Source organism: Lactobacillus acidophilus (genome assembly GCF_034298135.1).
In the GTDB taxonomy this organism is placed as follows: domain Bacteria; phylum Bacillota; class Bacilli; order Lactobacillales; family Lactobacillaceae; genus Lactobacillus; species Lactobacillus acidophilus.
Genome location: NZ_CP139575.1, coordinates 1010339 through 1033109, shown reverse-complemented (window position 1 = coordinate 1033109; position 22771 = coordinate 1010339). Strand labels below are relative to the sequence as shown.

Genomic DNA, 22771 nt, shown 5'->3' with positions numbered 1-22771 from the left:
GGTTTTTCTTTAGGATAAATTCTTAATGAAAAAATTTCTACAAAACAAAAAATTATTATCAGCATTTATTATAGTTGTTGTTATTTTGGCCGTTTTAGGTGGGAGTGTTAATTTGCGCAATAAGCGTAACACGCCATTATTAATTCAAAGTTTAGGCAATGATGTTGTTGCTTGGGGAACTAGAATCGTAGATGTTCCTGTTGGCTTTATATCGGGCGGTCTAAATAGTGTTCATGATATTTTAAATACTCAAGAAGAAAATAATCATTTAAAACGCGAAGTTACTAACTTAGGTCAAACTAAAGCGAGAAATTCAGTATTAGAAAAAGAAAATAGTCAATTAAAATCAGCATTAAAATTAAGAGATACATTAAGTGGCTATACTTTAGTTAATGCCTCAGTTATTTCTCGTGCACCTGATACTTGGTCAGATTTATTGACAATAGATAAAGGTAGTTCTGCTGGAATTAAAAAGAATATGGCCGTAATGTGTGGTGGCGGTGTCATTGGTAGAATCATTGAAACCAATGCTGCTTCATCGAAGGTGGAATTAATTACTACAACTGATGAATCAGCTAACCGTTTTTCAGTTCAAGCAGATGCAGCTAGTGGTAAAACAGTTCATGGAATTATTACTGTAACTAATAATAATAATCTGGCCTTTACTCAAGTAGTTGATGGTCAAAAATTAAAAGCCGGTACACGTGTTTATACTAGTGGTATGGGAGGCAATTCTCCTAAAGGACTTTTGATTGGTACAGTAACTACTACAACTCGTGATTCATTTGGTTTATCAGATCAGATTAGAATTAAGCCAGCAGGTAATATTAATGATCCATCAGTTGTAACAGTTATTGAAAGACAGGTGGCTAATTAATGTCTGTTTTTCGTAAATGGGTTTTAGCAATTAGCTTATTTGTTGCTTTAGTCTTAGAAGGCGTTTGTTCATTTTATCTACACCAATTTATGACTTATGGTAACTATGGAGCTTTTAGTGTAATCTTGCCAATTAGTATTATGTTAATTGGTTTATTTGATGATACTAATGAGAATGAAATTTGGTTAGCTTTGGGTACAGGAATTATTGCCGACATCTATTTTTATGGAATAATCGGTATTTATACCGTATTTTTGCCACTTAGCTGTTGGGCTGGCCAAAAAATTGCTCGTTTTTTACCTGAAATATTTTGGGCACGATTAATTGTAGTTTTAATAGATACGACTGCGTTTATCGTTTATAGTTGGTTAGTATTTAAAATGATTGGCTTTGCGTCAATTTCAATTCATATGCTTTTAATGAGTTTATTAGTAAATCTAGGTTGGACAATTTTATTTTTTGTTCTGCTATATTGGATTTGGGGTAATTTAGCACAAGATTATCCTTTCTTAATAGATTTGAATGCATATCGAGTATAAAAGTAAAAAGACACGAGAAAATTTTCTCGTGTCTTTTTTTAAAACATTCCTGCACTAGCCATTGAACCAAGTACAGAAACGACAACAGCTGCTAAAGTAATGACAGCCATCAGCCAAGCCATTACAATAGTCAATTTTTGAAAACCGGATTTCTTTCTTTTCTTTCGTGCCATAAAACACCCTCCTACTTGAACAATATTTTATGCTTATTAATAGTTTTTTTCAATTCAATTGTAGTTTAAAATGGTTGATGGAGGAACTTTTATGCTTTATATTTTCCTATTACCAATTATTGGTTTAGCTCTTGCTTTTATAATTAATAAAATTTTTCCGCGAGCTCAATTTAGAGGTTATGATGTATTACCTTTCTTTTTTATCGCAGCTTGTAGTTTAATTACTTTACACATAAATAGACCATCTTTTTTGCCATATGGCTTTTTATTATATTTTATTTTAGTGATTGTAGTTTCATTAAGTGATGCAATTAGAAATAAAAACATTTCTTTAGGTAAAACGATTCGTAAATTATGGGATTATCTAGCAGCATGTACGTGCTTTTGGTATCTTGGTTTATTAATAATGATGTTTTTATAATTAAAAATTATTACTGTAGTTAAAGCGACAAATATTTAAATATTTGCTCGCTTTTTTATATTGTCAAAGAAATTTTATAAAGAAATTTAAAAATATGTATTTTTTTCTTGTGCATGTGGTAGAGAGTGGGGAATTGTGGTAAATTATTTAGTGGAAGGGGGCTAGACCATGTTCATGGGTGAGTATCACCACAATCTGGATAGCAAGGGCCGCTTAATTATACCAGCGAAACTTCGTGAACAGATTGGTGATAAGATGGTGCTCACGCGAGGAATGGAAGGCTGTATTTTTGGCTATCCGATGGAAGAATGGCAAAAAATAGAAGCCAAATTAGCAAAACTTCCGTTGACTAAGAGAAACACGCGTAAGTTTATGCGTATGTTTTACTCTGGTGCGATGGAATGTGAGTTTGATAAACAAGGCCGTGTTAATCTAACACCGACATTGAAATTACATGCTAAACTCATAAAAAATTGTGTCATTATAGGTGTTTCTGATCGAATAGAAATTTGGTCTAAGGAACGTTGGGAAAGCTTTGAAGAGGAAGCTAACGAAGACTATGATGACATCGCGGAAGATTTGGACGACATTGAACTATAAAACAAACTATGAAATTCAAACACACCAGTGTACTCTTACACGAAACTATCGACAATTTAAAACCGAAAAACGATGGTCTTTATGTAGATGCAACTTTTGGCGGTGGCGGGCATGCTAAGTATTTACTCAGTAAAATTGACACCGGTACGTTGATAGGTTTTGATCAAGATGAATACGCAATAAAATCGGCAGAGTTGAACTTTGCTAATTTATTGAAGCCGGATAGTGAGCCTAAATTACAACTTGTACATGACAATTTTAGCAATTTGGAAGAGAATCTGGTTAAGCTAGGTTATACAGATGGCATAGATGGCATATATTATGATTTAGGCGTATCTTCTCCGCAATTTGATCAAGCTGATCGCGGTTTTTCATACCGTTATAATGCAAGGCTTGATATGAGAATGAATCAAGATCAAGATCTCGATGCATATCAGTTAGTTAATACTTTAAGTCAAAAAGAGCTGGCAGATATTTTGTATCAATATGGTGATGAAAAATTTTCTCGCCAAATTGCTCATAAAATCGTAGAAAAGCGTAAGGAAAAGCCAATTGTGACAACTTTTGAATTGGTTGACATAATTAAAGATGCTATTCCTGCATATGCACGAAGAACTGGGGGACACCCTGCTAAGAAGAGTTTTCAAGCTTTACGGGTGGCCGTTAATCACGAACTTGATGTTTTACAAGCATCATTGGAAGAGGCTATTAAGGTTTTGCGACCTGGTGGTCGAATTAGCGTGATTACTTTCCAGTCTCATGAGGATAAAATCGTTAAGAAAATTTTTAAAAAGTATTCAGAGGTTGAAGTACCAAGAGGAATGCCTTTTATACCAGATGATATGAAACCAACACTCAAATTGGTAAATCGCAAACCAATTGTTGCTTCTGATTCTGAATTAGAAAATAACAACCGCTCACACAGTGCAAAACTACGGGTTGCAGAGAAATTATAAAGAGGAAAATGCTATGGCTGACAGCTCAGCAAGAAAAATAGAATATGAACCAAGAAAAAGAAATGGTTCCAAGAAACGACAACGAGTTATCCTTGACCCACATAAAGTTCCTTACAGTATCCTAGAGAAAACGTTATTAATTTTAGGTAGTGTCATCACTTTGGGAATGATGATTTTTTTAGTTTCTTCTAGTATTTCTGCAACTTCAGCTCAACATGAGTTGACCGAAAATCAACAGTCAGTTGCTAAGGAACAAAACAAGGTTACCGATTTACGTCAAGAAATTGGTGAGTTAACTTCTACTACACGTCTAAATAAAGTTGCGCGTGAAAAGGGATTAACTCTAATTAATAAAAACATTAGGACAATTCGCTAATGAAAAAAAACAGTAATTTAAAATTACAAAAATCCAAAGCCCACAGCTACCGCTTCACAGTAGGGAGATTTCTCCAAGTAGCTGTCGCTTTGGTTTTTCTTGTATTTACGGCTAGATTTTTATATATAGGTATATCTAAAACGGTTAATGGACAAAATTTGTCCGCTAGAACACAACAGCTTTATAGGCGAAATCAAGTTATTAAGGCAACGCGTGGAACTATTTATGATAGAAATGGTTTAGCCATTGCTGAAGATTCGCATTTATATACTATTTATGCAATTTTGGACAAATCCTCGATTAACTATAAGAATAAACCAGAATATGTTGTTAATAAAACAGAGACAGCAGAAAAACTAGCAACAGTGTTGCCATTATCTGCTGATAAAATTTATCAATATTTAAATCCCAAGCATAAAGCTTTCCAGGTTCAATTTGGAACAGGTGGTAGTGGGTTAACAATTAAACAAAAGAAGAAAATTGAAGCAATGAAATTACCAGGGATTAAGTTTTTGGCTACACCATCTCGTCTATACCCTAATGGTAATTTTGCTTCTCATATTGTTGGCTTAGCTCAACCTGAATATGATAAAAAGACCAATGATGAAACTTTGGTTGGGACTATGGGAATTGAAGCTTATTTCAATAATACATTGACTGGTACAGATGGTTATCGAATTTCTTCAGTAGATGCATCGGAATATCAGATGCCTAACGGTAATCAAGTTTATAAACCGGTTAAAAATGGTAATAACTTGTACTTGACACTTGATTCCCAACTTCAAAGTTATCTTGAATCACGCTTAACTGAAGTTCAAAAGGCTTATGATCCAACTTCAATAACTGCAGTAGTTGAGGATATGAAGACAGGTAAAATATTAGCTGCTTCACAGCGTCCAACGTTTAATCCGCAGACTAAAAAAGGTTTGACCAAATCATATAGAAATATTTTAGTTCAAGATACATATGAGCCAGGTTCTGTCTTTAAAATACTATCGTTTGCTGCTGTAGTAAATAGTGGTAATTATAATCCGAATGAGTATTATCGTTCAGGTTCAGTAAACGTTGGGGGATCTACTATTCACGATTGGTTGACCTCTGGTTGGGGAACTATTCCATTTTCACAAGCCTTTGAACGTTCAAGTAATACTGGGTTTGTTAAGTTAGAACAAAAAATGGGTTCGAAAACTTGGAAGAAATATTTGAATAAATTCCATATTGGAGAAAAAACAGGTATCACTCTTCCTGGAGAACAACCAGGTTTCATTTCATTTAAAACCCCAGTCGATCAAGCGGTTACTGCATTTGGCCAAGGCGTAAATGTTAATGTAATGCAGATGATGCAAGCATATAGTTCATTAGCAAATAATGGTCAAATGGTAAAGCCACAATTGGTTGATAAAGTTACCGATTCAGATGGCAATATGATTAAAGGATACGAAATTCAAAAAGTAGGGTCACCTATTTATAGCAGTAAAACTCGAAAAGTTGTTTTAGCTAACATGAAACGAGTTCTTAACAAACAGTCAGGTACTGGTAATGCTTATAAGATGGGGAATGCAGATATCGCTGTGAAGACCGGTACAGCACAAATTGCCAATCCAAAAGGTGGCGGATATCTCAAAGGTGATAGCAATTATATCTTCTCAGTGGTCGGCGTTTACCCAGCAAGTAATCCTAGATATTGTGTTTATCTGACGATTAAACAGCCTCATTTAGTAGGTGGTGCTACTGCTGAAAAGATCTTAGCATCTATTTTTAAGCCAATGATGAGTAGAATTATTTCTATGGCCAAAAATGATGATACTTCAACTACTGTTAGTGTGCCAGACTTTAAGAACTTAACTTATAGCCAAGCTCTAGCTAAGGCAAAACAAGTGGGACTCAATTTGGTTAAAGTTGGCGACGGTGACAGAATTACCGAACAAGGCCTTAAAAAGGGCGAAAAGTTGGAATCAGGGGATAAAATATTTGTATCTACCTCTGGAAAAGTTGTTTGTCCTAATATGAAAAATTGGAGTATAAATGATTTGCATCAATTTACCAATTTGACAGATGTTAAATTTAGTATAAAGGGAACCGGAACTGTTTCTAGTCAAAGTATAGCTGCAGGAACAGAATTAAAAGCCGGAAAGAAAATAAAAGTTAATTTAAAGGAGTAGCATAGAATGAGTATTATGCTAGCAAGTTGTATTGCTTTAGTTAGTTCACTAGTGTTGACGGTAATTTTTTTACCTGTCTTGATTAATTTCATGCATTCTCACCATGAGGGGCAAGAAATTCGTGATGAAGGGCCTAAATGGCACCAAAAGAAGTCAGGAACGCCTACAATGGGAGGAACCATCTTTGTAATTGCGGCAGTTATCTCTGTTATTTGGGTAGCTGCCTGGCAACATAGTTTAAACAAAGTTGTCTGGATTTTAGTAATCAGTTTATTAGGATATGGAATTATTGGTTTTCTTGATGATGGTATTAAGCTTTACTATAAGCGTAATTTGGGATTAAGAGCTTGGCAAAAGTTGGCATTGCAAATTATTATTGCCGTTGTAATTGTCTTGATTGCCTCAAGCGATCATTTTCAATTTGGTTTATATATTCCTTTTGCAGGTGTTGTTCATAGTATTGCATTATTTACTATCTTCATTATTTTCTGGCTGGTTGGTTTTTCTAATGCTGTTAACCTTTCAGATGGTCTTGATGGTTTAGCAACTGGTTTATCAATTGTGGCATATGGTACATATGCTTATATTGCATTTAAACAAAAGAATTTTGCCGTTTTGGCTTTTTGTATGAGTGTGATCGGTGGATTAATTGCCTTCTTTATTTTTAACCATAAGCCGGCTAAAATCTTTATGGGGGATGCGGGTTCACTTGCTCTTGGTGGTGGACTTGCAACCGTAAGTATTATGCTTAACAGACCATGGTCATTATTACTTATCGGTATTGTATTTGTTTGTGAAACTGCTAGTGTAATTTTACAGGTTATTTCATTCCAAACTACAGGTAAGAGAATTTTTAAGATGACTCCTATTCACCACCACTTTGAAATGCTTGGTTGGTCAGAATGGAAAGTTGATATTGTCTTTTGGCTTGTTGGCTTAATTTGTAGTATTTTGTATTTAGCAATTTGGGGATAAAAAATGAAAGATATTAAAACTTATGATAATAAGAATATTTTAGTTTTAGGATTAGGAAAAAGTGGCTTTGCAGTTAGTGAACTTCTTTTAAAATTAGGTGCTAATTTAACTTTAAACGATAAAGCTGATCTTGATAAAAATGAAAAGGCACAAGAATTAAAAGCTAAAGGTGTGCGCGTAATTGGCGGATATCATCCAGTTGATTTGCTTGAAGAAGAACATTTTGATTATTTAGTTAAAAATCCAGGTATTCCGTATGAAAATCCAATGGTTAAAAAAGCTGAAGAATTAGATATTCCAATTATCACTGAACCTGAAGTTGCTTTAAGCTGTAGTGACGCTCCTTATGTATGTATTACTGGTTCAAATGGTAAGACTACTACTGTAATGCTTACACAAAGAATTTTGGATCATCATTTACAAAAAACAGGCCATCATGCATATGCAGTTGGTAATATTGGTGTTCCTATTTCAGAAGTAGTTCCTAAAGCTACTAAAGATGATATTTTAGTAGTTGAAATTTCAAGTTTCCAATTATTAGGTGTAACTGATATTAAGCCTAAGGTAGCAGCGATTGTTGATATCTATAATAATGTTCACCTTGATTATCATAAGACTTTCGAAAATTACGTTGATGCTAAATTAAACGTTACTAGAACTCAAAATAGCGATGATTACTTTATTGCTAACTTTGATCAAAAAGATATTTTGGCAAAAGAAAAAGAAGTATCCCCAGCCAAAATGCAGACTTTCTCAGAAACTGATCACAATGCTGATTACTTTATTGGTGATGAGTATCTTGAAAGTCAAGACGAAAAGATTATGAAGATTGCGGATATTAAACTTCCAGGCGTTCATAATTTACAAAACAGTCTTGTAGCAATTGCAATTGCTAAACTTATGGGAGCAGATAATGAAGATATTGCTGCTGTATTAAGTACTTTTACTGGTGCTAAACATCGTTTACAATATGTAACAACACTTGATGGACGTAAGATTTATAATGATTCTAAGTCGACTAATATTGAAGCTGCTACGGTAGCTATTCCTGCGTTTAAAGAACCCGAAGTTTTGATTGCAGGGGGACTAGACAGAGGATTTACATTTGATGATTTAGTTCCATTATTTAAGAAACATGTTAAATCAATTGTACTTTATGGTGAAACTAAATATTTATTAGCTGATGCCGCTAGAAAAGCAGGTATTAAGGAGATTGTAATTGTTAATACCCTTCAAGAAGCAGTTCCTAGAGCATATGAATTAACTGAACCAGGTGATGTAATACTATTTTCACCTGCATGTGCTTCATGGGATCAATTTAGAACTTTCGAAGAACGTGGCGATTACTTTGTTAGATTTGTTGAGGAATTAAAAACTAAATAAAAATGAGAGTTATATTTACAGGTGGTGGCACAGGTGGTCACATTTATCCAATCATGGCAATTATTGAACGTTTGAAAGAACGTGGCATTAGTAAAAACGATGAAATCTTATTTGTAGGTACACAAAAGGGATTAGAATCAAAAATTGTGCCTGCTGCAGGTGTTAATTTTGAAACAATCCAAATTCAAGGATTTAATCGTAAACACCCGTTAAAAAATTTTGAAACAATTAAATTGTTCTTCCAAGCTACCAAGAGCGCACGTAAAATTTTGCAAGAATTTAAACCCGATGTCGTTTTAGGTACTGGTGGTTATGTGAGTGGTGCTATGGTATATGAAGCTGCAAAAATGCATATCCCTACTATGATTCATGAATCAAATTCTGTTGTCGGATTAGCTAATAAATTCTTGGGGCATTATGTTGATAAGATTTGTTATACTTTTGATGACGCAGCTAAAGAATTCCCTGAGAAAAAGAAATTGGTAAAAACAGGAAATCCGCGTTCACAACAAGTTTTAGGTCTTCATGAAGATAAGGTGAACTTGCAAAAAGAATTAGGCTTAAATCCGCAAATGCCAACTGTCTTAGTATTTGGTGGATCTCGTGGTGCATTAGCAATTAACCGAATTATGCTTAAATCTTTGATGGAACTTAAGAAAAAGCCATATCAAATTATTTGGGCTACTGGTACCTACTACTTTGATTCTGTTCAAAAGAAATTAGAGGGCGTTGACTATGGTGATAACATTAAGATTTTGCCATATATTCAAAATATGCCTGCATTACTTCCAGAAATGACATGTGTTGTTTCAAGATCTGGTGCAACAAGTATAGCTGAATTTACTGCTTTAGGTGTACCTGTCATTTTAATTCCTAGTCCAAATGTAACTCATAATCACCAAATGAAGAATGCGCTTGATTTAGAAAAAGCAGGTGCTGCATTAGTAATTCCTGAAGATGATTTAAATCCTAATAATTTCGTTTCTTCTATTGATCATATTTTATTAGATGAAAAATATGCTAATGAAATGAGTGAAGCCTCAAAAGCACTTGGAGTACCAGATGCATCTGATCAAGTAATTAAAGTGATGGAAGAAATTTCACGCTAAGAAGGTAGGTGAGGCAGATGGCAAAAAAACCGGTAACTAAAATTGATCCAAGAAAAGAATTATCACCTTACTTGAATCATGAGTTTAACCAACAAAAAAATAGTCGCAAATCTAAAGCAAAGATTTCTGCCTCACTTTCTAGTTTACAGGCAGAAAGACGTAGGTCATTAAGGCGCAGGCTCGGGTTAATAATGACGATTTCAATCTTAGCAATTGCGGCTTTAGGGTACTATATTTCTCCGTTGGCAAATATTAGTACGGTAAAAGTAGTAGGAACTACTGATTTACCAGTTAAGGAAATTGTTAAGATATCCAAAATTAAGGCCAGCGATAAAGTATTTGATTATCTATTTCAACAAAAGGATCTAAGTCAAAAATTATCTAGGAAATATCCGGAGATTCAAAGTGCTCAAGTGCATTTAGGTCATGTAAATCAATTAATTTTGCAAATCAATGAACGTAAAACTTTGGGATATTTAAAAGATGGCGATAGTTATCGTAAAATTTTAGATAATGGTAAATTAGCTACTAAGTCAGTAAAATGGTCACAAGTAGATCAAGATAAGCCCGTTTTTGTTGGATATAGTAAGTCGGCTCCTTTAAAAGAAGACCTTAAGTTGTTTGATAGTTTGCCTAAAACATTCAAAGATCAGGTAAAATTATTAAGTGGAAATACCAGACGAGATTCCCAAGTTATTTTGGTTATGAAAGATGGCAATGTAATAATTGGTAATATTTCAACTTTGAAGAGTAAAGTTAAATATTATGATACGATTAAATTAAAGGCCGGAAAGAATAGTCTAATTGATTTGGAAATAGGTGCATTTAGTAGACCATTAACCTCGAGTGAAAAGAATGCTTATGGTTTATCATAGCGTGTTTACAGAATCATATATGTTAAAATTTTTAATGGTAAGTATTATGGGGGCTTAATTTTGGAGAATTCAAATCTTTTAGTGGGACTTGACATAGGAACCACGAGCGTAAAAGCCGTTGTTGCAGATTCTGGAAAAGTTATTGGCGCAGTCACTACGCCAAATTCTGGGATGCGACATGGACAAATTGTTGATATTGACCAAACTGCAGCGGCAATTAGTCGTGCACTTAAAGGTGTGGCAGAAAAGACAAATGCTAAAATTTATAGTGTTGTTGCAGGTATTCCTGTTGGAATGCTTCAATTGGAGACCGCTACAGGTTTTGCTAATGTAGGTGAACAAGGTCAAGAAGTTGATAATAATGATGTTAGAAGAACGATTCAATCTGCAATTCGTTCAGCAGCAAAAGATAATCGCGAAGCAATAACTTTTTTGCCAAGTAGATTTTTGATTGATGGTAAAACAGAAGTCGATGATCCTAGAAAGATGATTGCGCGTTCTTTGGGTGTAAGTGGAATTTTGCTTACAGCACCTACTGGTCCACTTCATAATATTAAAAAAGCAATTGAACGTGCTGGATATCATAATAACTTTTTTGTACCTACTCCTTTGGCAATCTCTAGTGTTGCTTTAAGCGAAAGTGAAAGAACTTTTGGTTCTGTTATAATTGATCTTGGTGGCGGTGTAAGTACTGCTACTGTCATTAAAGAAGGTCAAATTAAGTATGCGAATATTGACTTAGAAGGCGGAAGCGATATTACTAATGATATTTCTACTGTCTTAAGCATTTCTAAAAGTGATGCAGAACAAATTAAATTAGACTATGGTTTTGCGGATCCAAACTTTGCTTCAAAAAATGATAAATTTTCTGTTAATAGTGTTGGCGCAAATGGTCAACATATGGTTGATGAAGTATATCTTAGTGAAATTATTAATGCAAGAGTTGAACAAATTTTGACTAGACTTGGTAAAGGCCTTGCCAAGCATAATGCTTTAAAGCAACCTGGTGGAATTGTAATTACTGGTGGTACTAGTTTATTACAAGGAATTGACACTTTGACAGCCAATGGCTTAAATGTAAAAGCTCGTATTTATCAACCTGACCAAATCGGAATGCGAAACCCTATTTATACAGCAGCTTATGGCATTGTAAATTACTCTTATAGAATGTCAGAAATTGATTATCTTGTTAATGGCGTAATTTATGGTTTTGGTGAAATTGCTACTGAAGAAACAGAATCTAAGCCAAAAAGTTCCAAGATTTCTAAAAGAACGGTTTCTAGTAGTGAAAGTGAAGCCAAAGAAGCATATAATAGAGGCAAAATGTCCGCAGATGATTCTACTGAGGACGAAGAAAATAATAAAGAAAAAACAAATGGCTTGAAGAGTTTCTTTAAGAAATTCTTTGATTAAAGGTGGTTAATTTAATGGATTTTACATTCGATTCAGACGACAATAAAAATGCTGTCATCAAAGTTATTGGTGTTGGCGGTGCCGGAGGCAATGCTGTTAACCGAATGATCGACGATGGCGTGCAAGGTGTTTCATTTATTGCAGCAAACACAGATGTTCAAGCTTTAAATAGTAATAAAGCTGAAAATAAGATTCAGTTGGGGCCTAAATTAACACGTGGTTTAGGTGCTGGTTCACATCCTGAAGTTGGACAAAAAGCTGCCGAAGAAAGTGAACAAACAATTGAAGATGCACTTAAAGGTGCAGATATGATTTTTATCACTGCTGGTATGGGCGGTGGTACTGGTACTGGTGCTGCTCCTGTAGTCGCAAAAATCGCCCGTGAAACAGGGGCATTGACTGTGGGTGTGGTTACACGTCCATTTAGTTTTGAAGGCCCTAAGCGCTCAAAAAACGCTGCAGAGGGGATCTCTCAATTAAAGCAATATGTTGATACTTTGGTTATCATTGCAAACAATCGTTTACTTGAAATGGTTGATAAGAAGACCCCTATGATGGATGCGTTTAAAGAAGCAGACAATGTCTTAAAGCAAGGTGTTCAAGGTATTTCAGATTTGATTACTTCAACTGACTACGTAAACTTGGACTTTGCTGATGTTAAGACAGTTATGGAAAACCAAGGTGCCGCTTTGATGGGGATTGGTCGTGCTAGTGGTGAAAATAGAACTGTTGAAGCAACTAAGTTAGCAATTTCTTCACCACTTCTTGAAGTTTCAATTGATGGTGCTAAGCAAGTACTACTTAACATTACTGGTGGACCTGATCTTACTTTGTTTGAAGCTCAAGATGCTTCAGAAATTGTATCTAAGGCTGCAGGTGACGACGTAAACATTATCTTTGGTACATCAATCAATCCTAACTTAGGTGATGAAGTAGTAGTAACAGTTATTGCTACAGGTATTGATTCTGAAGCTGAAGAAGCTGCTTCAAAGCAATTACCAGGAAGAAGCCACCAAATTAAGGCACAACCTAAGAAAGAAAGCGAACCCGCTCAAAATAATGATGTCGTTCAACCAAAGGTTCAAACTGTTGATCGTCCTGAAACTATTCAACCAGAAAATAATGTTTCAGAACCTGAAGTTAAGAAACCAAAGCAAACTATGGTTGATCCAACTAGTGTGTGGGATTTAAATAATAATCAAGATAATCAAAGAAGAAATACTAAACCTGCTGAACCTGAAGAAGATAGCGAAAAGTTTAATGCGTTTAGTGACCAAGAACAAGAAGGTATTTCTCAAATTGAAACTAGTGCACAAGACACAAGTGACGATAACAGCGATATTCCATTCTTCAAGCACCGCGGTGAAAACTAGTTTTGGAGGTAGATGTAGATGGCTTTTGACAAATTAGGTAGATTCTTCGGTATTTCTAATGACGATGAATTAGCAAATGATGAAGAATACACTACACAAAATGAAGAAAATAATGAAGACTTGCCTCTCAACTCTATTAATCGTGATAATGTAGTTTCAATCAAATCAGGATTGAACTCATCTAAGAGCAAGATTGTTTTGTATGAGCCACGTGTCTATTCTGATGCTAAGGATGTAGCACAAAATTTATTAAATAATAAAGCGGTAGTCATTAATTTTAGCAGAATGGAAGATAGCTCAGCTCGTAGAATTGTAGATTTTATTACTGGTACTGTGTATGCCTTAAATGGTGAAATTCAACGTATTGGTGACAAGATCTTTTTAGCTACTCCACCTAAATTTGTTACTGATGGTAAAATTAGTGATTTAGTGGATAAGAAAGATAATTTAAGTTAATGTTTAATGTATTGCATTTAATTTATATGATCCTTACTTGGCTTTTATGGCTTTATAGTCTTTTTATCGTAATTGATGCAATTATGAGCTGGTTACCTATGCTGAGTAATTCAGTAGTAGGTAGATTTTTGGATAAGATTGTAGATCCATATTTGAATTTGTTTAGAAGAGGGCCATTTGCCAAACTAGCTTATTCAACAGGAATAGATATTTCTCCAATAAATAGGATTGTTTATTTTATATTTCGTTCAAAATTATGTTTTAGTTTGGATATTTAATATTTTGTTGAGGTTAGTAGGGTAGTGGAGCGTAGACAAGCAAGTAAGTTTTACCCACATTTTAATCAAGAAGAAAGACCAGTAATTGACTATTTTACTGGTCTTTTTAATCAGCTCATTTTTAAACATGAACCGATTTTAACTTCTTTTTTGGATCCGGGTAAGCGAAATATTTTAAAAACAATAGTTGGTAATGATGCATTTATTCAAGAATATGGTGGCTATGCCAATGCAGAGAAAAAGCGAGTATATTTAAGTGAAGAATGGGTAAATCTTCGACCAGATAATTATCAAATTCAGCCGTATGAAATTGAATATCCTCAAAAATTCGTTAAAATTACACATAGTTCCATTTTAGGTACACTTGCTAATTCAGGCATTAATACTGATGCTTTTGGAGATATTATTACTGATGATAATGGAACTTGGCAATTTTTTGCTAAAAAAGAATTAACCGATTTTTTTGAAGAACAAGTTGATCGAATTGGAAGAACGCAAGTTAAACTTAAACCAATATCATTTAAAAACGTTATAGTACCTGAGGACGATTCTATTGAAAAAACTGAAATAATTGCATCCATGAGAGTAGATGCGGTTTTATCTGGAATAAGTAAACAGAGTCGTGGTCAAATTCAGAAAATGATTGATTCTAAATTGGTCAAATTAAATTGGCATGATATAACAGGTTCTAATATAATGGTAAAAGAAGATGATGTCTTAAGCTTAAGACATTTTGGTCGAGTTTTAATTGAAAATGTTTCGGCTACAAGAAAAGGTAAGTATAAGGTGGTGCTAAAACTTTGGCAGACAAAGAAATGCAATTAACCCCGATGGATATTCATAATAAAGAATTTAAGCCTCGAGGCCGTAATGGATACGATCGCTATGAAGTTGATAATTTTTTAGATGAAGTTGTTGACAATTATGGTGATGCTCTTGATGAAGTTGTTGATTTGAAGAATACTGTTATTTCTTTAAATAAAAAGATTGATGACTTACAAGCTCAAGTGGACGAATACAATGAAAAGAAAAAGTCATTGAATAAATCCCTTATCTCAGCTCAACAAACTGCTGATGAATTAAGAGAAAAGGCAGAAGCAGAAGCTAAAAGCATGATTGAAAATGCTAAAAAACAAGTTGAAGTTGATACAGATTATCAAAAACAGCAAAGAGATGTTATTGAGGGTGATTATAAGCGTTTAAAGAAGCAAGTGGGTGAATTTCGTAGCCATATTCAAGCAATGCTTCAAGCAGAAATTGATAATCTAAATGATGAAGATTGGCAACGTGCTTTGGATAAATACTTCCATACAGACCGTTTTTATCCAGGTGGTGACGCAGAACCGATTCCTGCAATTTCAGATACGGATATGGACGATTATGATGAAGGTGAAGACATATTAATCGACGATGAACATGATGAAGATATTGACAACGACGATGAAAATGACGTAAACTCTTCTCAAGACCCTGATGATGAAGCGGAGAGTCCTGCTCCACAACCAATGACAGGGGATAGTCCAAATCATGAGACAATTAGTACTAGAGATGATACAAGTAAGTTGAATCCAACTATTGTCTTTCCGGACGATTATAAAAAATAATAATTAGATTGACAGTAAAACTTAGTGGCGATTCAGCGAGTTAGAGATGGTGTGAGACTAACATAAGTGCCCAAAAGTTGATCGGCTGCCATATTGATCTAAGCGTTTTTTGCACGTTACGCAAAAGTAAGTGGAATTCTTTTTAGAATTCAATTTAGGTGGTACCACGATTAACCTCGTCCTAATTTGGACGAGGTTTTCTTTTTAGAAAGGATTTTATTAATGAGAATTAAAGATACTCTTAATTTAGGTAAAACTAAATTTAAGATGCGCGGTAATTTACCTGTTCGTGAAGCTGAATGGGAAAAAGAATGGGAAGATAACCATTTGTATGAACAAAGATTAAAGTTAAACGAAGGTCATCCTCGTTTTGATTTACATGATGGCCCTCCATTTGCCAATGGTAACATTCATATGGGACACGCTTTGAACAAGATTTCTAAAGATATTATTGTTCGTTACAAGAATATGAATGGTTACTATGCACCATATGTGCCAGGTTGGGATACTCACGGACTTCCTGTGGAACAACAACTTGCTAAAAAGGGCATTGACCGTAAGACTATGGATCGTGCTAAATATCGCGAACTTTGTCGTCAATATGCTGAAGAACAAGTTCAAAAGCAAATGACTGACTTCAAGCGCTTGGGTGTTATGGCTGATTGGGATAATCCATACATTACTCTTCAACATGAATTTGAAGGTCAAGAAATTCGTGTATTTGGTGAAATGTACAAGAAAGGCTACATTTACAAGGGTAAGAAACCTGTTTACTGGTCATGGTCAAGTGAATCAACTTTAGCTGAAGCAGAAGTTGAATATAAAGATGTAGAAGCAAATTCTATCTTTGTAGCTTTTCCAGTAGTGGATGGTAAAGGTATTATTGATCCAAAAGATACCTATTTTGTAATTTGGACTACTACTCCTTGGACTATTCCAGCTAACGAAGCAATCTGTGTTAACCCTAAATTTGATTACTCTGTAGTTCAAGTTGGTGACAAGAAATACGTTGTAGCAACTGGTTTACTTGATAAGGTAGCTGAAGAAATTGGTTGGGATGACTACAAGGTTGTTCAAACTGTTAAGGGTGCAGACATGGAATACATGAAAGCAAAGCACCCACTTTATGACAAGGAAAGTCTTGTAACTGAAGGTTTCCACGTAACTTTAGATGATGGTACTGGTTTAGTTCATACTGCACCAGGCTTTGGTGCTGATGACTTTAACGTAGGTCAAAAATATGATTTGCCAGTATTCAGTCCAGTAGATGCACATGGTCGCTATACTGATGAAGTACCAGAACTTGAAGGTATGTTCTACCAAGATGTAGATAAGTTGATGGTTGAAAAACTTAAAGATGCGGGTGCACTTCTTAAGCTCAAGGTATTTACTCACTCATACCCACACGACTGGCGTACTAAGAAGCCTGTAATCTTTAGGGCTACTACACAATGGTTCGCTTCAATTGCTCCATTTAGAGATCAAATTCTTGAACAAATTGATAATGCTAAATTTATTCCTTCATGGGGTAAGACACGTCTTTACAATATGATCAAGGATCGTGGTGATTGGGTAATTTCACGTCAACGTGCATGGGGTGTTCCACTTCCAATTTTCTATGCAGAAGATGGTACTCCAATTGTTACTCCAGAAACAATTGAACATATTGCAGAAATCTTCGATAAAGAAGGTTCAAATGCTTGGTATACTCATACAGCTAAGGAATTATTACCAGAAGGCTTTACCTCAGAACATTCACCAAATGGTGAATTTACTAAGGAAAAGGACATCTTAGATGTTTGGTTTGACTCAGGTTCATCTTGGTCAGGGGTAATGGAAAAACGTGATGGTTTGCATTATCCTGCTGATTTATACCTTGAAGGTAGTGACCAATACCGTGGCTGGTTTAACTCAAGTTTGATTACTTCTGTTGCTGTAACTGGTAAGGCACCATATAAGGAAGTTTTATCACAAGGATTTGTTCTTGATGACAAGGGACACAAGATGTCTAAGTCACTTGGTAACGTAATTTCACCTAACGATGTAATTAAACGTATGGGTGCTGAAATTATCAGACTTTGGGTTGCTCAAGCTGATACTACTTCAGACGTGGCAGTTTCAATGGGTATCTTGCAACAATCTGCAGAAAGCTACAGAAAGATCAGAAATACTTTCCGTTACATGCTTGCTAACACAAGTGATTTTGATCCAAAGGAAAATGGTGTAGCATACGATGATCTTCGTTCAGTTGATCAATACATGGAAATTAAGTTAAATGACTTAGTTGCAGAATGTCTTGCAGCATATGATAAATTTGACTTTACCACTGTATTTAAGAAGATTTTCAACTTTATTTCAAATGATCTTTCAGCATTTTATCTTGATTTTGCTAAAGATGTTCTTTACATCGAAGGTAAAAACAGTCTTGAACGTCGCTCTATGCAAACTGTTATTTACGATGCAGCAGTTAAATTGACTAAGATTTTGACTCCAATCTTGCCACACACTATGGAAGAAATCTGGGGCTTCTTGAAGGAACCTGAAGATTATGTACAACTTGCTAATATGCCTAAGGTTGAGAACTATACAAATCATGATGAGCTCCTTGAAAATTGGGGTAAATTCATGAATTTACGTGATGATGTCTTAAAGGCACTTGAAGATGCAAGAAATAAGAAGTTAATTGGTAAGTCATTTGAAGCAGCTGTAACTATTTATCCAGATAAGGAAACCAAGGCTATGCTTGATGATTTAGATGCTGATTTCAGACAAATTTTAATTGTTTCTAAATTAACTATTGTTGATGGTGAAGCACCTGAGAATGCTGAAAAATTGAACAATGCAAGCATTGTAGTTGAACATGCCGAAGGTGAAGTTTGTCCTCGTTGTAGAATGATCAGAACAGATATTGGTGAAGATCCTAAGTTGCCAGAACTTTGTGAACGTTGTGCCAAAATCGTAGAAGAAGATTTTCCTGAAGCAGCTCAAGAAGGATTGGAAGAATAATGCGTTTAGGTACTGTTAAGCAATTTGATGACGGTAGCAGTTATGGCTTTATTGAAGATGATAAAAATCATAAATCATACTTTGTTTTTTATAAGGCCATTAAAGAAGAAGGCTATAAATCATTGCGAGTTGGTGACCGAGTTAAATATCAATTAGCTCAAGGAAAAAATGGCTTACAATGTGTCAATGTATATTTAGCCTAAGAAAGGGTATGAGACCTAGTGGATTTAAAAGAAACAGAAATCTCATCACAACAAATTTTTCAAGGACGAATTTTAGATTTATCTGTTCGTACGATTAAGCTTCCTAATGGCGAAACAGCAACTAGAGAAATAATAAAGCATCGTCCAGCATCTGGCGTTATAGCAATTAATGATGAACAAAAAATGCTTTTAGTTAAGCAATGGCGCGAAGCGATTAAACAAATTACGTTAGAAATTCCAGCTGGATTAATTGATCCTACTGATGCTAGCCCGTTAGGTGCTATGAAGCGTGAATTAAATGAAGAGGGTGGCTATAAGGCCGATTATTGGGAAAAGGTGAGCGAATTTTATTCTTCACCTGGTTTCTGTGACGAAAAAATGTATCTCTTTTATTGCGATACATTAACTAAATTGCCTGATAAGCGTTCACTCGATGCAGATGAATTTTTAACTGCTGATTGGTATAGTTTAGATGAACTAAAGAATTTATTAGCTGAAGGAAAAATTGTTGACGCGAAAACTATTTATGCAATAACAGTTTGGGAAAACATGTTATTACGTAATGCGCAGGCCGACAATAAGGAATAAAATGGCAGAAAAACGTTCTGATTACCGTAAAAAGCAGAAAAAAAGTTTAATAGATAAAGTAAAGTCTGCTTTTTCAAATAATGATTCAGAAGAAGTTGATGTCAATCCTGATTTTAAAAGGGAAAGTTCAACCTCGCAGGGTAAAAGGCGCCCTTTAAATGGGAATGGACAAGAATTTTATCAACAAGATGAAACTATTGATAAAGAAATAGTACAAGAGAGTAAATCTTTAAGACTGAAAAAAAGATTAAATCGTGCTATTCTGTTAGTAATTGTACTAATTGTTTTGGTGCTACTTGCACTGTTTCATTTATAATTTGGAAATGAGGAATAAAATGAAGATTGCGATTATCGTTCCAATGGCTGAAGAAGCTGAATTTTATCGTAATCATTTCCATTCAGAAAATAAAGAAATGTTCGGATCAACTGAATTCGAACATTTTTCTGTTAATGGCAATGATGTATATTTGGGTTTAAGTGGTATTGGTAAAGTCCAAGCAGCTATGAATCTTTCAAGTTTGTTAACAAGTGTTGACATAGATGTAATATTTATGACTGGTTCAGCTGGTGCACTTAAGGAAGATGTTCATCAAGAAGATCTAGTTTTACCAAATGCATTTGCCTATTATGATGCCCATAATACTGCAGCTGGTGATTATGTAGAAGGACAAATTCCTCAACAGCCAGCTCAATTTGTACTTGATTCACCAGAGCGTGCAGCTTTTGCAAATTACTTAAAGAAGCAAAAGGTTGCTTTTCGTGAAGGATTGGTTGTAACAGGTGATTCATTTATTGCTTCAAATGAGCAAAAAGATATGATAAAGAAGAACTTTCCAGATGCCTTATGTGTTGAAATGGAAGGAGCAGCTTTTGCGCAAGTCGCTAATGCATTTAAGAAACCATTAGTTGCTATGCGAGCAATTTCTGATAATGGTGATGGCTCAGCTAACGAAGACTTTGATACTTTTGTAAAGAAAGTAGGAGCTAAGGCAGCTAAATTAATTAGTGATTACGTAGAAGAGTTGAATTAATAAGTATAAGTTGCAATATTCTTATTTTTTAAGTGACATATATTGTGCTTTATTCTGTGAAGCTGTTAAAAAATTAATCTGAAAATAAATAGTTGCTTTTAAAAAGAAAGTAACTTATTATAAATAAGTGAGGAAAATTATGGCAAATACAGTTGTGATTAATGGTGATAAACGTAAGTTTACGTTAAATGCTGAATTAAAATTATATGCTTTAATTGATGCTGGTTTCGTAAAGACCGCTAAGGGGAATTTTAATTATGAGCATCCTCTGTATAATGATTCACCTTATAATGCACCAACTAAATTAAAGATAACTATTAATAAAGCTTTAGATCATTGGACTATGGTTGTCACTGATCGCAGTGGTTTGCAGAAAGTTAATATTTTTAAGAATAAGCAATTAGCTCCAACAGTTGAACTTTTGGATTATATCTTAAAGGATTTGGAGGAGCGCAAGATAATTGCTCAGGTAAAGGATTGATTGGATAATGGTTGACAATAGTAAGATTAGAGTAGTTGTTGGAATGAGCGGCGGTGTTGATTCATCCGTATCAGCACTTTTGCTCAAACAACAAGGCTATGATGTTGTCGGCGTCTTCATGAAAAACTGGGATGATACCGATGACTCAGGTGTTTGTACTGCTACAGAAGATTACGAAGATGTAAAAAAAGTTGCCGATAAAATTGGTATTCCATACTATTCAATTAATTTTGAAAAAGAATACTGGCACCGCGTCTTTGAGTACTTTTTAGATGAATACAAGAAGGGCAGAACTCCTAATCCGGATGTTATGTGTAATAGCCAAATTAAGTTTAAGTCTTTCTTAGAATTCGCTATGGACCTAGATGCTGATTATATTGCGATGGGTCACTATGCTAAAACTATAACTGATGCAAATGGTGTAACCCATATGATGCGTCCTAAGGATGGCAATAAGGACCAAACTTATTTCTTGAGTCAATTGAGTCAAGATCAAATTAAGAAGGTTATTTTCCCATTGGCTAACTTAACTAAGCCTCAAGTTAGAGAAATTGCATTAGCAAATGGCCTGGTTACTGCTAAGAAGAAGGATTCTACTGGTATTTGCTTTATCGGTGAAAGAAACTTTAGAAAGTTCTTGAGCGAATTCTTGCCAGCTAAGTCAGGTAAGATGGTTACTCCAGAAGGTAAGGTTGTCGGTGAGCATGCTGGTCTTATGTACTATACTATTGGTCAAAGACAAGGCTTAGGCTTAGGTTCAACTAAGGAATCAACAGATCCATGGTTTGTTGTAGGTAAGGACTTAAAGAAGAATGAATTAATTGTTGAGCAAGGCTATGATAGTCCACTTCTTTACGCTAGTCGCTTAAAGGCTAGTGATATGTCATTCTTTACTGGCAAGCCTGATCATGACTTTGAAATGCACTGTACGGCTAAGTTTCGTTACCGTCAATGTGATATCGGTGTGACTGTTAAATATCATGCTGATGATAATACGGTAGATGTTTACTTTGATGAGCCAGCACGTGCCGTAACACCTGGTCAAGCTCTTGTTTTATATAATGGAGAAGAGTGTATTGGTGGCGGTAATATCGATGCTGCTTTCCAAGAAGATAAGCAATTACAATTGGTCTAATATCTTAAAAAGGACGTTCGAATCATCGAACGTCCTTTTGTTTGTGTTAAACTATTAATATTAACATAGACAATTTGGGGAGAATAGAAATGCAGATTTATTTTGTACGTCATGGAAAAACTGAATGGAATTTAGCCAGTCGTTTTCAAGGCGGGCATGGTGATTCACCATTATTACCACAAAGCTTAGAAGATATAAAAAAATTGGGTCAACATTTAATAGGCGTAAAATTTAGAGGAATTTTTGCTAGTCCGTTAGATCGTGCTTTTAATACTGCGCAAGGAATTGATAACGCAATGAATGCTAATTTACCTGTAGTAATTGATGAAAGATTGCGGGAATTTAATCTTGGTGATATGGAAGGGATGAAGTTCGAAGAAGCAGAGAAAAAGTTTCCTGAACAAATGAATAATTTTTGGCACCATCCTGATAAATATGACCCAACTGAACTTCATGGGGAAGACTATATGCATGTTATTGGTCGTGGTAAATCATTTGCTGAAGAAATGGCAAAGAGATTTCCAGATGACAATGATAAAGTTTTAGCAGTTAGTCATGGTGCAGCTTTATCAGCTATTATGGGAGGCCTTTTAGGCTATCCTTTAAAAGATATTCGAAAAAATGGTGGATTAAGTAATACTAGTCTAACTATACTTGAAACACTTGACGGAGGGAAAACATTTAAACCTGTTGTTTGGAATGAAACTAGTTATTTAGGCAGAAAGTTATCGAAGACGGATTCTCTATAATGGATAAA

Annotated in this window: 25 protein-coding genes and 1 pseudogene; 25 read left to right on the top strand and 1 reads right to left on the bottom strand. The window is 34.8% G+C overall.

Features of this window, described 5'->3' with window-relative positions:
• Positions 1-25: 25 nt before the first annotated feature.
• Positions 26-877 carry a rod shape-determining protein MreC gene (gene mreC, locus SO785_RS04670; RefSeq protein WP_003546779.1) on the top strand — a complete coding sequence of 284 codons (852 nt, stop codon included), beginning with the start codon at positions 26-28 and terminating at the stop codon, positions 875-877.
• A complete protein-coding gene (gene mreD / locus SO785_RS04665) occupies positions 877-1416 on the top strand; it encodes a rod shape-determining protein MreD (RefSeq protein ID WP_003546782.1) in 540 nt (179 codons plus the stop codon). Before mreC ends, mreD begins: the two co-directional genes overlap by 1 nt.
• A gap of 38 nt (positions 1417-1454) precedes the next feature.
• Here mreD and SO785_RS04660 read toward each other — a convergent pair whose 3' ends face one another.
• Positions 1455-1589 carry a DUF4044 domain-containing protein gene (locus tag SO785_RS04660; protein WP_003546784.1) on the bottom strand — a complete coding sequence of 45 codons (135 nt, stop codon included), beginning with the start codon at positions 1587-1589 and terminating at the stop codon, positions 1455-1457.
• 91 nt (positions 1590-1680) lie between these two features.
• Here SO785_RS04660 and SO785_RS04655 point away from each other — a divergent pair, with 91 nt between their 5' ends.
• From SO785_RS04655 to SO785_RS04545, 23 genes and pseudogenes are all read left to right on the top strand, one after another.
• A complete protein-coding gene (locus tag SO785_RS04655; RefSeq protein WP_011254254.1) occupies positions 1681-2010 on the top strand; it encodes a DUF3397 domain-containing protein in 330 nt (109 codons plus the stop codon).
• A gap of 168 nt (positions 2011-2178) precedes the next feature.
• The gene (mraZ, locus tag SO785_RS04650) at positions 2179-2610 is read left to right on the top strand and encodes a division/cell wall cluster transcriptional repressor MraZ (RefSeq protein ID WP_003546787.1); all 432 of its coding nucleotides are present in this window, start codon (positions 2179-2181) and stop codon (positions 2608-2610) included.
• 8 nt (positions 2611-2618) lie between these two features.
• Complete coding sequence (gene rsmH / locus SO785_RS04645; RefSeq protein WP_003546789.1) at positions 2619-3566, top strand: 16S rRNA (cytosine(1402)-N(4))-methyltransferase RsmH; 948 nt, start codon at positions 2619-2621, stop codon at positions 3564-3566.
• 13 nt (positions 3567-3579) lie between these two features.
• A complete protein-coding gene (gene ftsL, locus SO785_RS04640) occupies positions 3580-3942 on the top strand; it encodes a cell division protein FtsL (RefSeq protein ID WP_011254255.1) in 363 nt (120 codons plus the stop codon).
• On the top strand, positions 3942-6104 hold the full coding sequence (locus tag SO785_RS04635) for a penicillin-binding protein (protein WP_003546793.1): 2163 nt from the start codon (positions 3942-3944) through the stop codon (positions 6102-6104). The genes ftsL and SO785_RS04635 overlap by 1 nt, the downstream gene beginning before the upstream one ends.
• Positions 6105-6110: 6 nt before the next feature.
• Positions 6111-7079 carry a phospho-N-acetylmuramoyl-pentapeptide-transferase gene (mraY, locus tag SO785_RS04630; protein WP_003546795.1) on the top strand — a complete coding sequence of 323 codons (969 nt, stop codon included), beginning with the start codon at positions 6111-6113 and terminating at the stop codon, positions 7077-7079.
• 3 nt (positions 7080-7082) lie between these two features.
• Complete coding sequence (murD, locus tag SO785_RS04625; RefSeq protein ID WP_003546797.1) at positions 7083-8462, top strand: UDP-N-acetylmuramoyl-L-alanine--D-glutamate ligase; 1380 nt, start codon at positions 7083-7085, stop codon at positions 8460-8462.
• Between the two features lie 2 nt (positions 8463-8464).
• On the top strand, positions 8465-9571 hold the full coding sequence (gene murG / locus SO785_RS04620) for an undecaprenyldiphospho-muramoylpentapeptide beta-N-acetylglucosaminyltransferase (RefSeq protein ID WP_003546799.1): 1107 nt from the start codon (positions 8465-8467) through the stop codon (positions 9569-9571).
• Between the two features lie 17 nt (positions 9572-9588).
• On the top strand, positions 9589-10446 hold the full coding sequence (locus SO785_RS04615; RefSeq protein ID WP_003546801.1) for a cell division protein FtsQ/DivIB: 858 nt from the start codon (positions 9589-9591) through the stop codon (positions 10444-10446).
• A gap of 60 nt (positions 10447-10506) precedes the next feature.
• Positions 10507-11859, top strand: coding sequence for a cell division protein FtsA (gene ftsA, locus SO785_RS04610; protein WP_011254257.1), 1353 nt, complete (start codon positions 10507-10509; stop codon positions 11857-11859).
• 14 nt (positions 11860-11873) lie between these two features.
• On the top strand, positions 11874-13232 hold the full coding sequence (gene ftsZ, locus SO785_RS04605; RefSeq protein ID WP_003546805.1) for a cell division protein FtsZ: 1359 nt from the start codon (positions 11874-11876) through the stop codon (positions 13230-13232).
• Between the two features lie 18 nt (positions 13233-13250).
• Positions 13251-13688, top strand: coding sequence for a cell division protein SepF (locus SO785_RS04600; RefSeq protein WP_003546807.1), 438 nt, complete (start codon positions 13251-13253; stop codon positions 13686-13688).
• Positions 13688-13991: pseudogene (locus SO785_RS04595) on the top strand (YggT family protein). Before SO785_RS04600 ends, SO785_RS04595 begins: the two are co-directional and overlap by 1 nt.
• On the top strand, positions 13991-14791 hold the full coding sequence (locus SO785_RS04590; RefSeq protein WP_003546811.1) for a YlmH family RNA-binding protein: 801 nt from the start codon (positions 13991-13993) through the stop codon (positions 14789-14791). The pseudogene SO785_RS04595 and the gene SO785_RS04590 overlap by 1 nt, the downstream one beginning before the upstream one ends.
• Positions 14767-15570 (top strand): DivIVA domain-containing protein, encoded by an 804-nt coding sequence (locus SO785_RS04585; RefSeq protein ID WP_011254259.1) that lies wholly within the window; start codon positions 14767-14769, stop codon positions 15568-15570. Before SO785_RS04590 ends, SO785_RS04585 begins: the two co-directional genes overlap by 25 nt.
• 222 nt (positions 15571-15792) lie before the next feature.
• Entirely contained in the window at positions 15793-18576 is a 2784-nt protein-coding gene (gene ileS / locus SO785_RS04580) for an isoleucine--tRNA ligase (protein ID WP_021721459.1), read from the top strand.
• Positions 18576-18779 (top strand): cold-shock protein, encoded by a 204-nt coding sequence (locus SO785_RS04575; RefSeq protein WP_003546816.1) that lies wholly within the window; start codon positions 18576-18578, stop codon positions 18777-18779. The genes ileS and SO785_RS04575 overlap by 1 nt, the downstream gene beginning before the upstream one ends.
• An 18-nt stretch (positions 18780-18797) precedes the next feature.
• Positions 18798-19367, top strand: a complete 570-nt coding sequence (locus SO785_RS04570; protein ID WP_011254261.1) for an NUDIX hydrolase — start codon at positions 18798-18800, stop codon at positions 19365-19367.
• A 1-nt stretch (position 19368) separates the two neighbouring features.
• The gene (locus SO785_RS04565; RefSeq protein ID WP_003546819.1) at positions 19369-19683 is read left to right on the top strand and encodes a hypothetical protein; all 315 of its coding nucleotides are present in this window, start codon (positions 19369-19371) and stop codon (positions 19681-19683) included.
• Positions 19684-19702: 19 nt separating this feature from the next.
• The gene (locus SO785_RS04560) at positions 19703-20398 is read left to right on the top strand and encodes a 5'-methylthioadenosine/adenosylhomocysteine nucleosidase (RefSeq protein ID WP_011254262.1); all 696 of its coding nucleotides are present in this window, start codon (positions 19703-19705) and stop codon (positions 20396-20398) included.
• A 139-nt stretch (positions 20399-20537) separates the two neighbouring features.
• Entirely contained in the window at positions 20538-20879 is a 342-nt protein-coding gene (locus tag SO785_RS04555) for a DUF1831 domain-containing protein (protein WP_003546822.1), read from the top strand.
• 7 nt (positions 20880-20886) lie between these two features.
• A complete protein-coding gene (gene mnmA, locus SO785_RS04550) occupies positions 20887-22014 on the top strand; it encodes a tRNA 2-thiouridine(34) synthase MnmA (protein ID WP_003546824.1) in 1128 nt (375 codons plus the stop codon).
• Between the two features lie 89 nt (positions 22015-22103).
• Positions 22104-22763 (top strand): histidine phosphatase family protein, encoded by a 660-nt coding sequence (locus SO785_RS04545; protein WP_003546826.1) that lies wholly within the window; start codon positions 22104-22106, stop codon positions 22761-22763.
• Positions 22764-22771 lie beyond the last annotated feature (8 nt).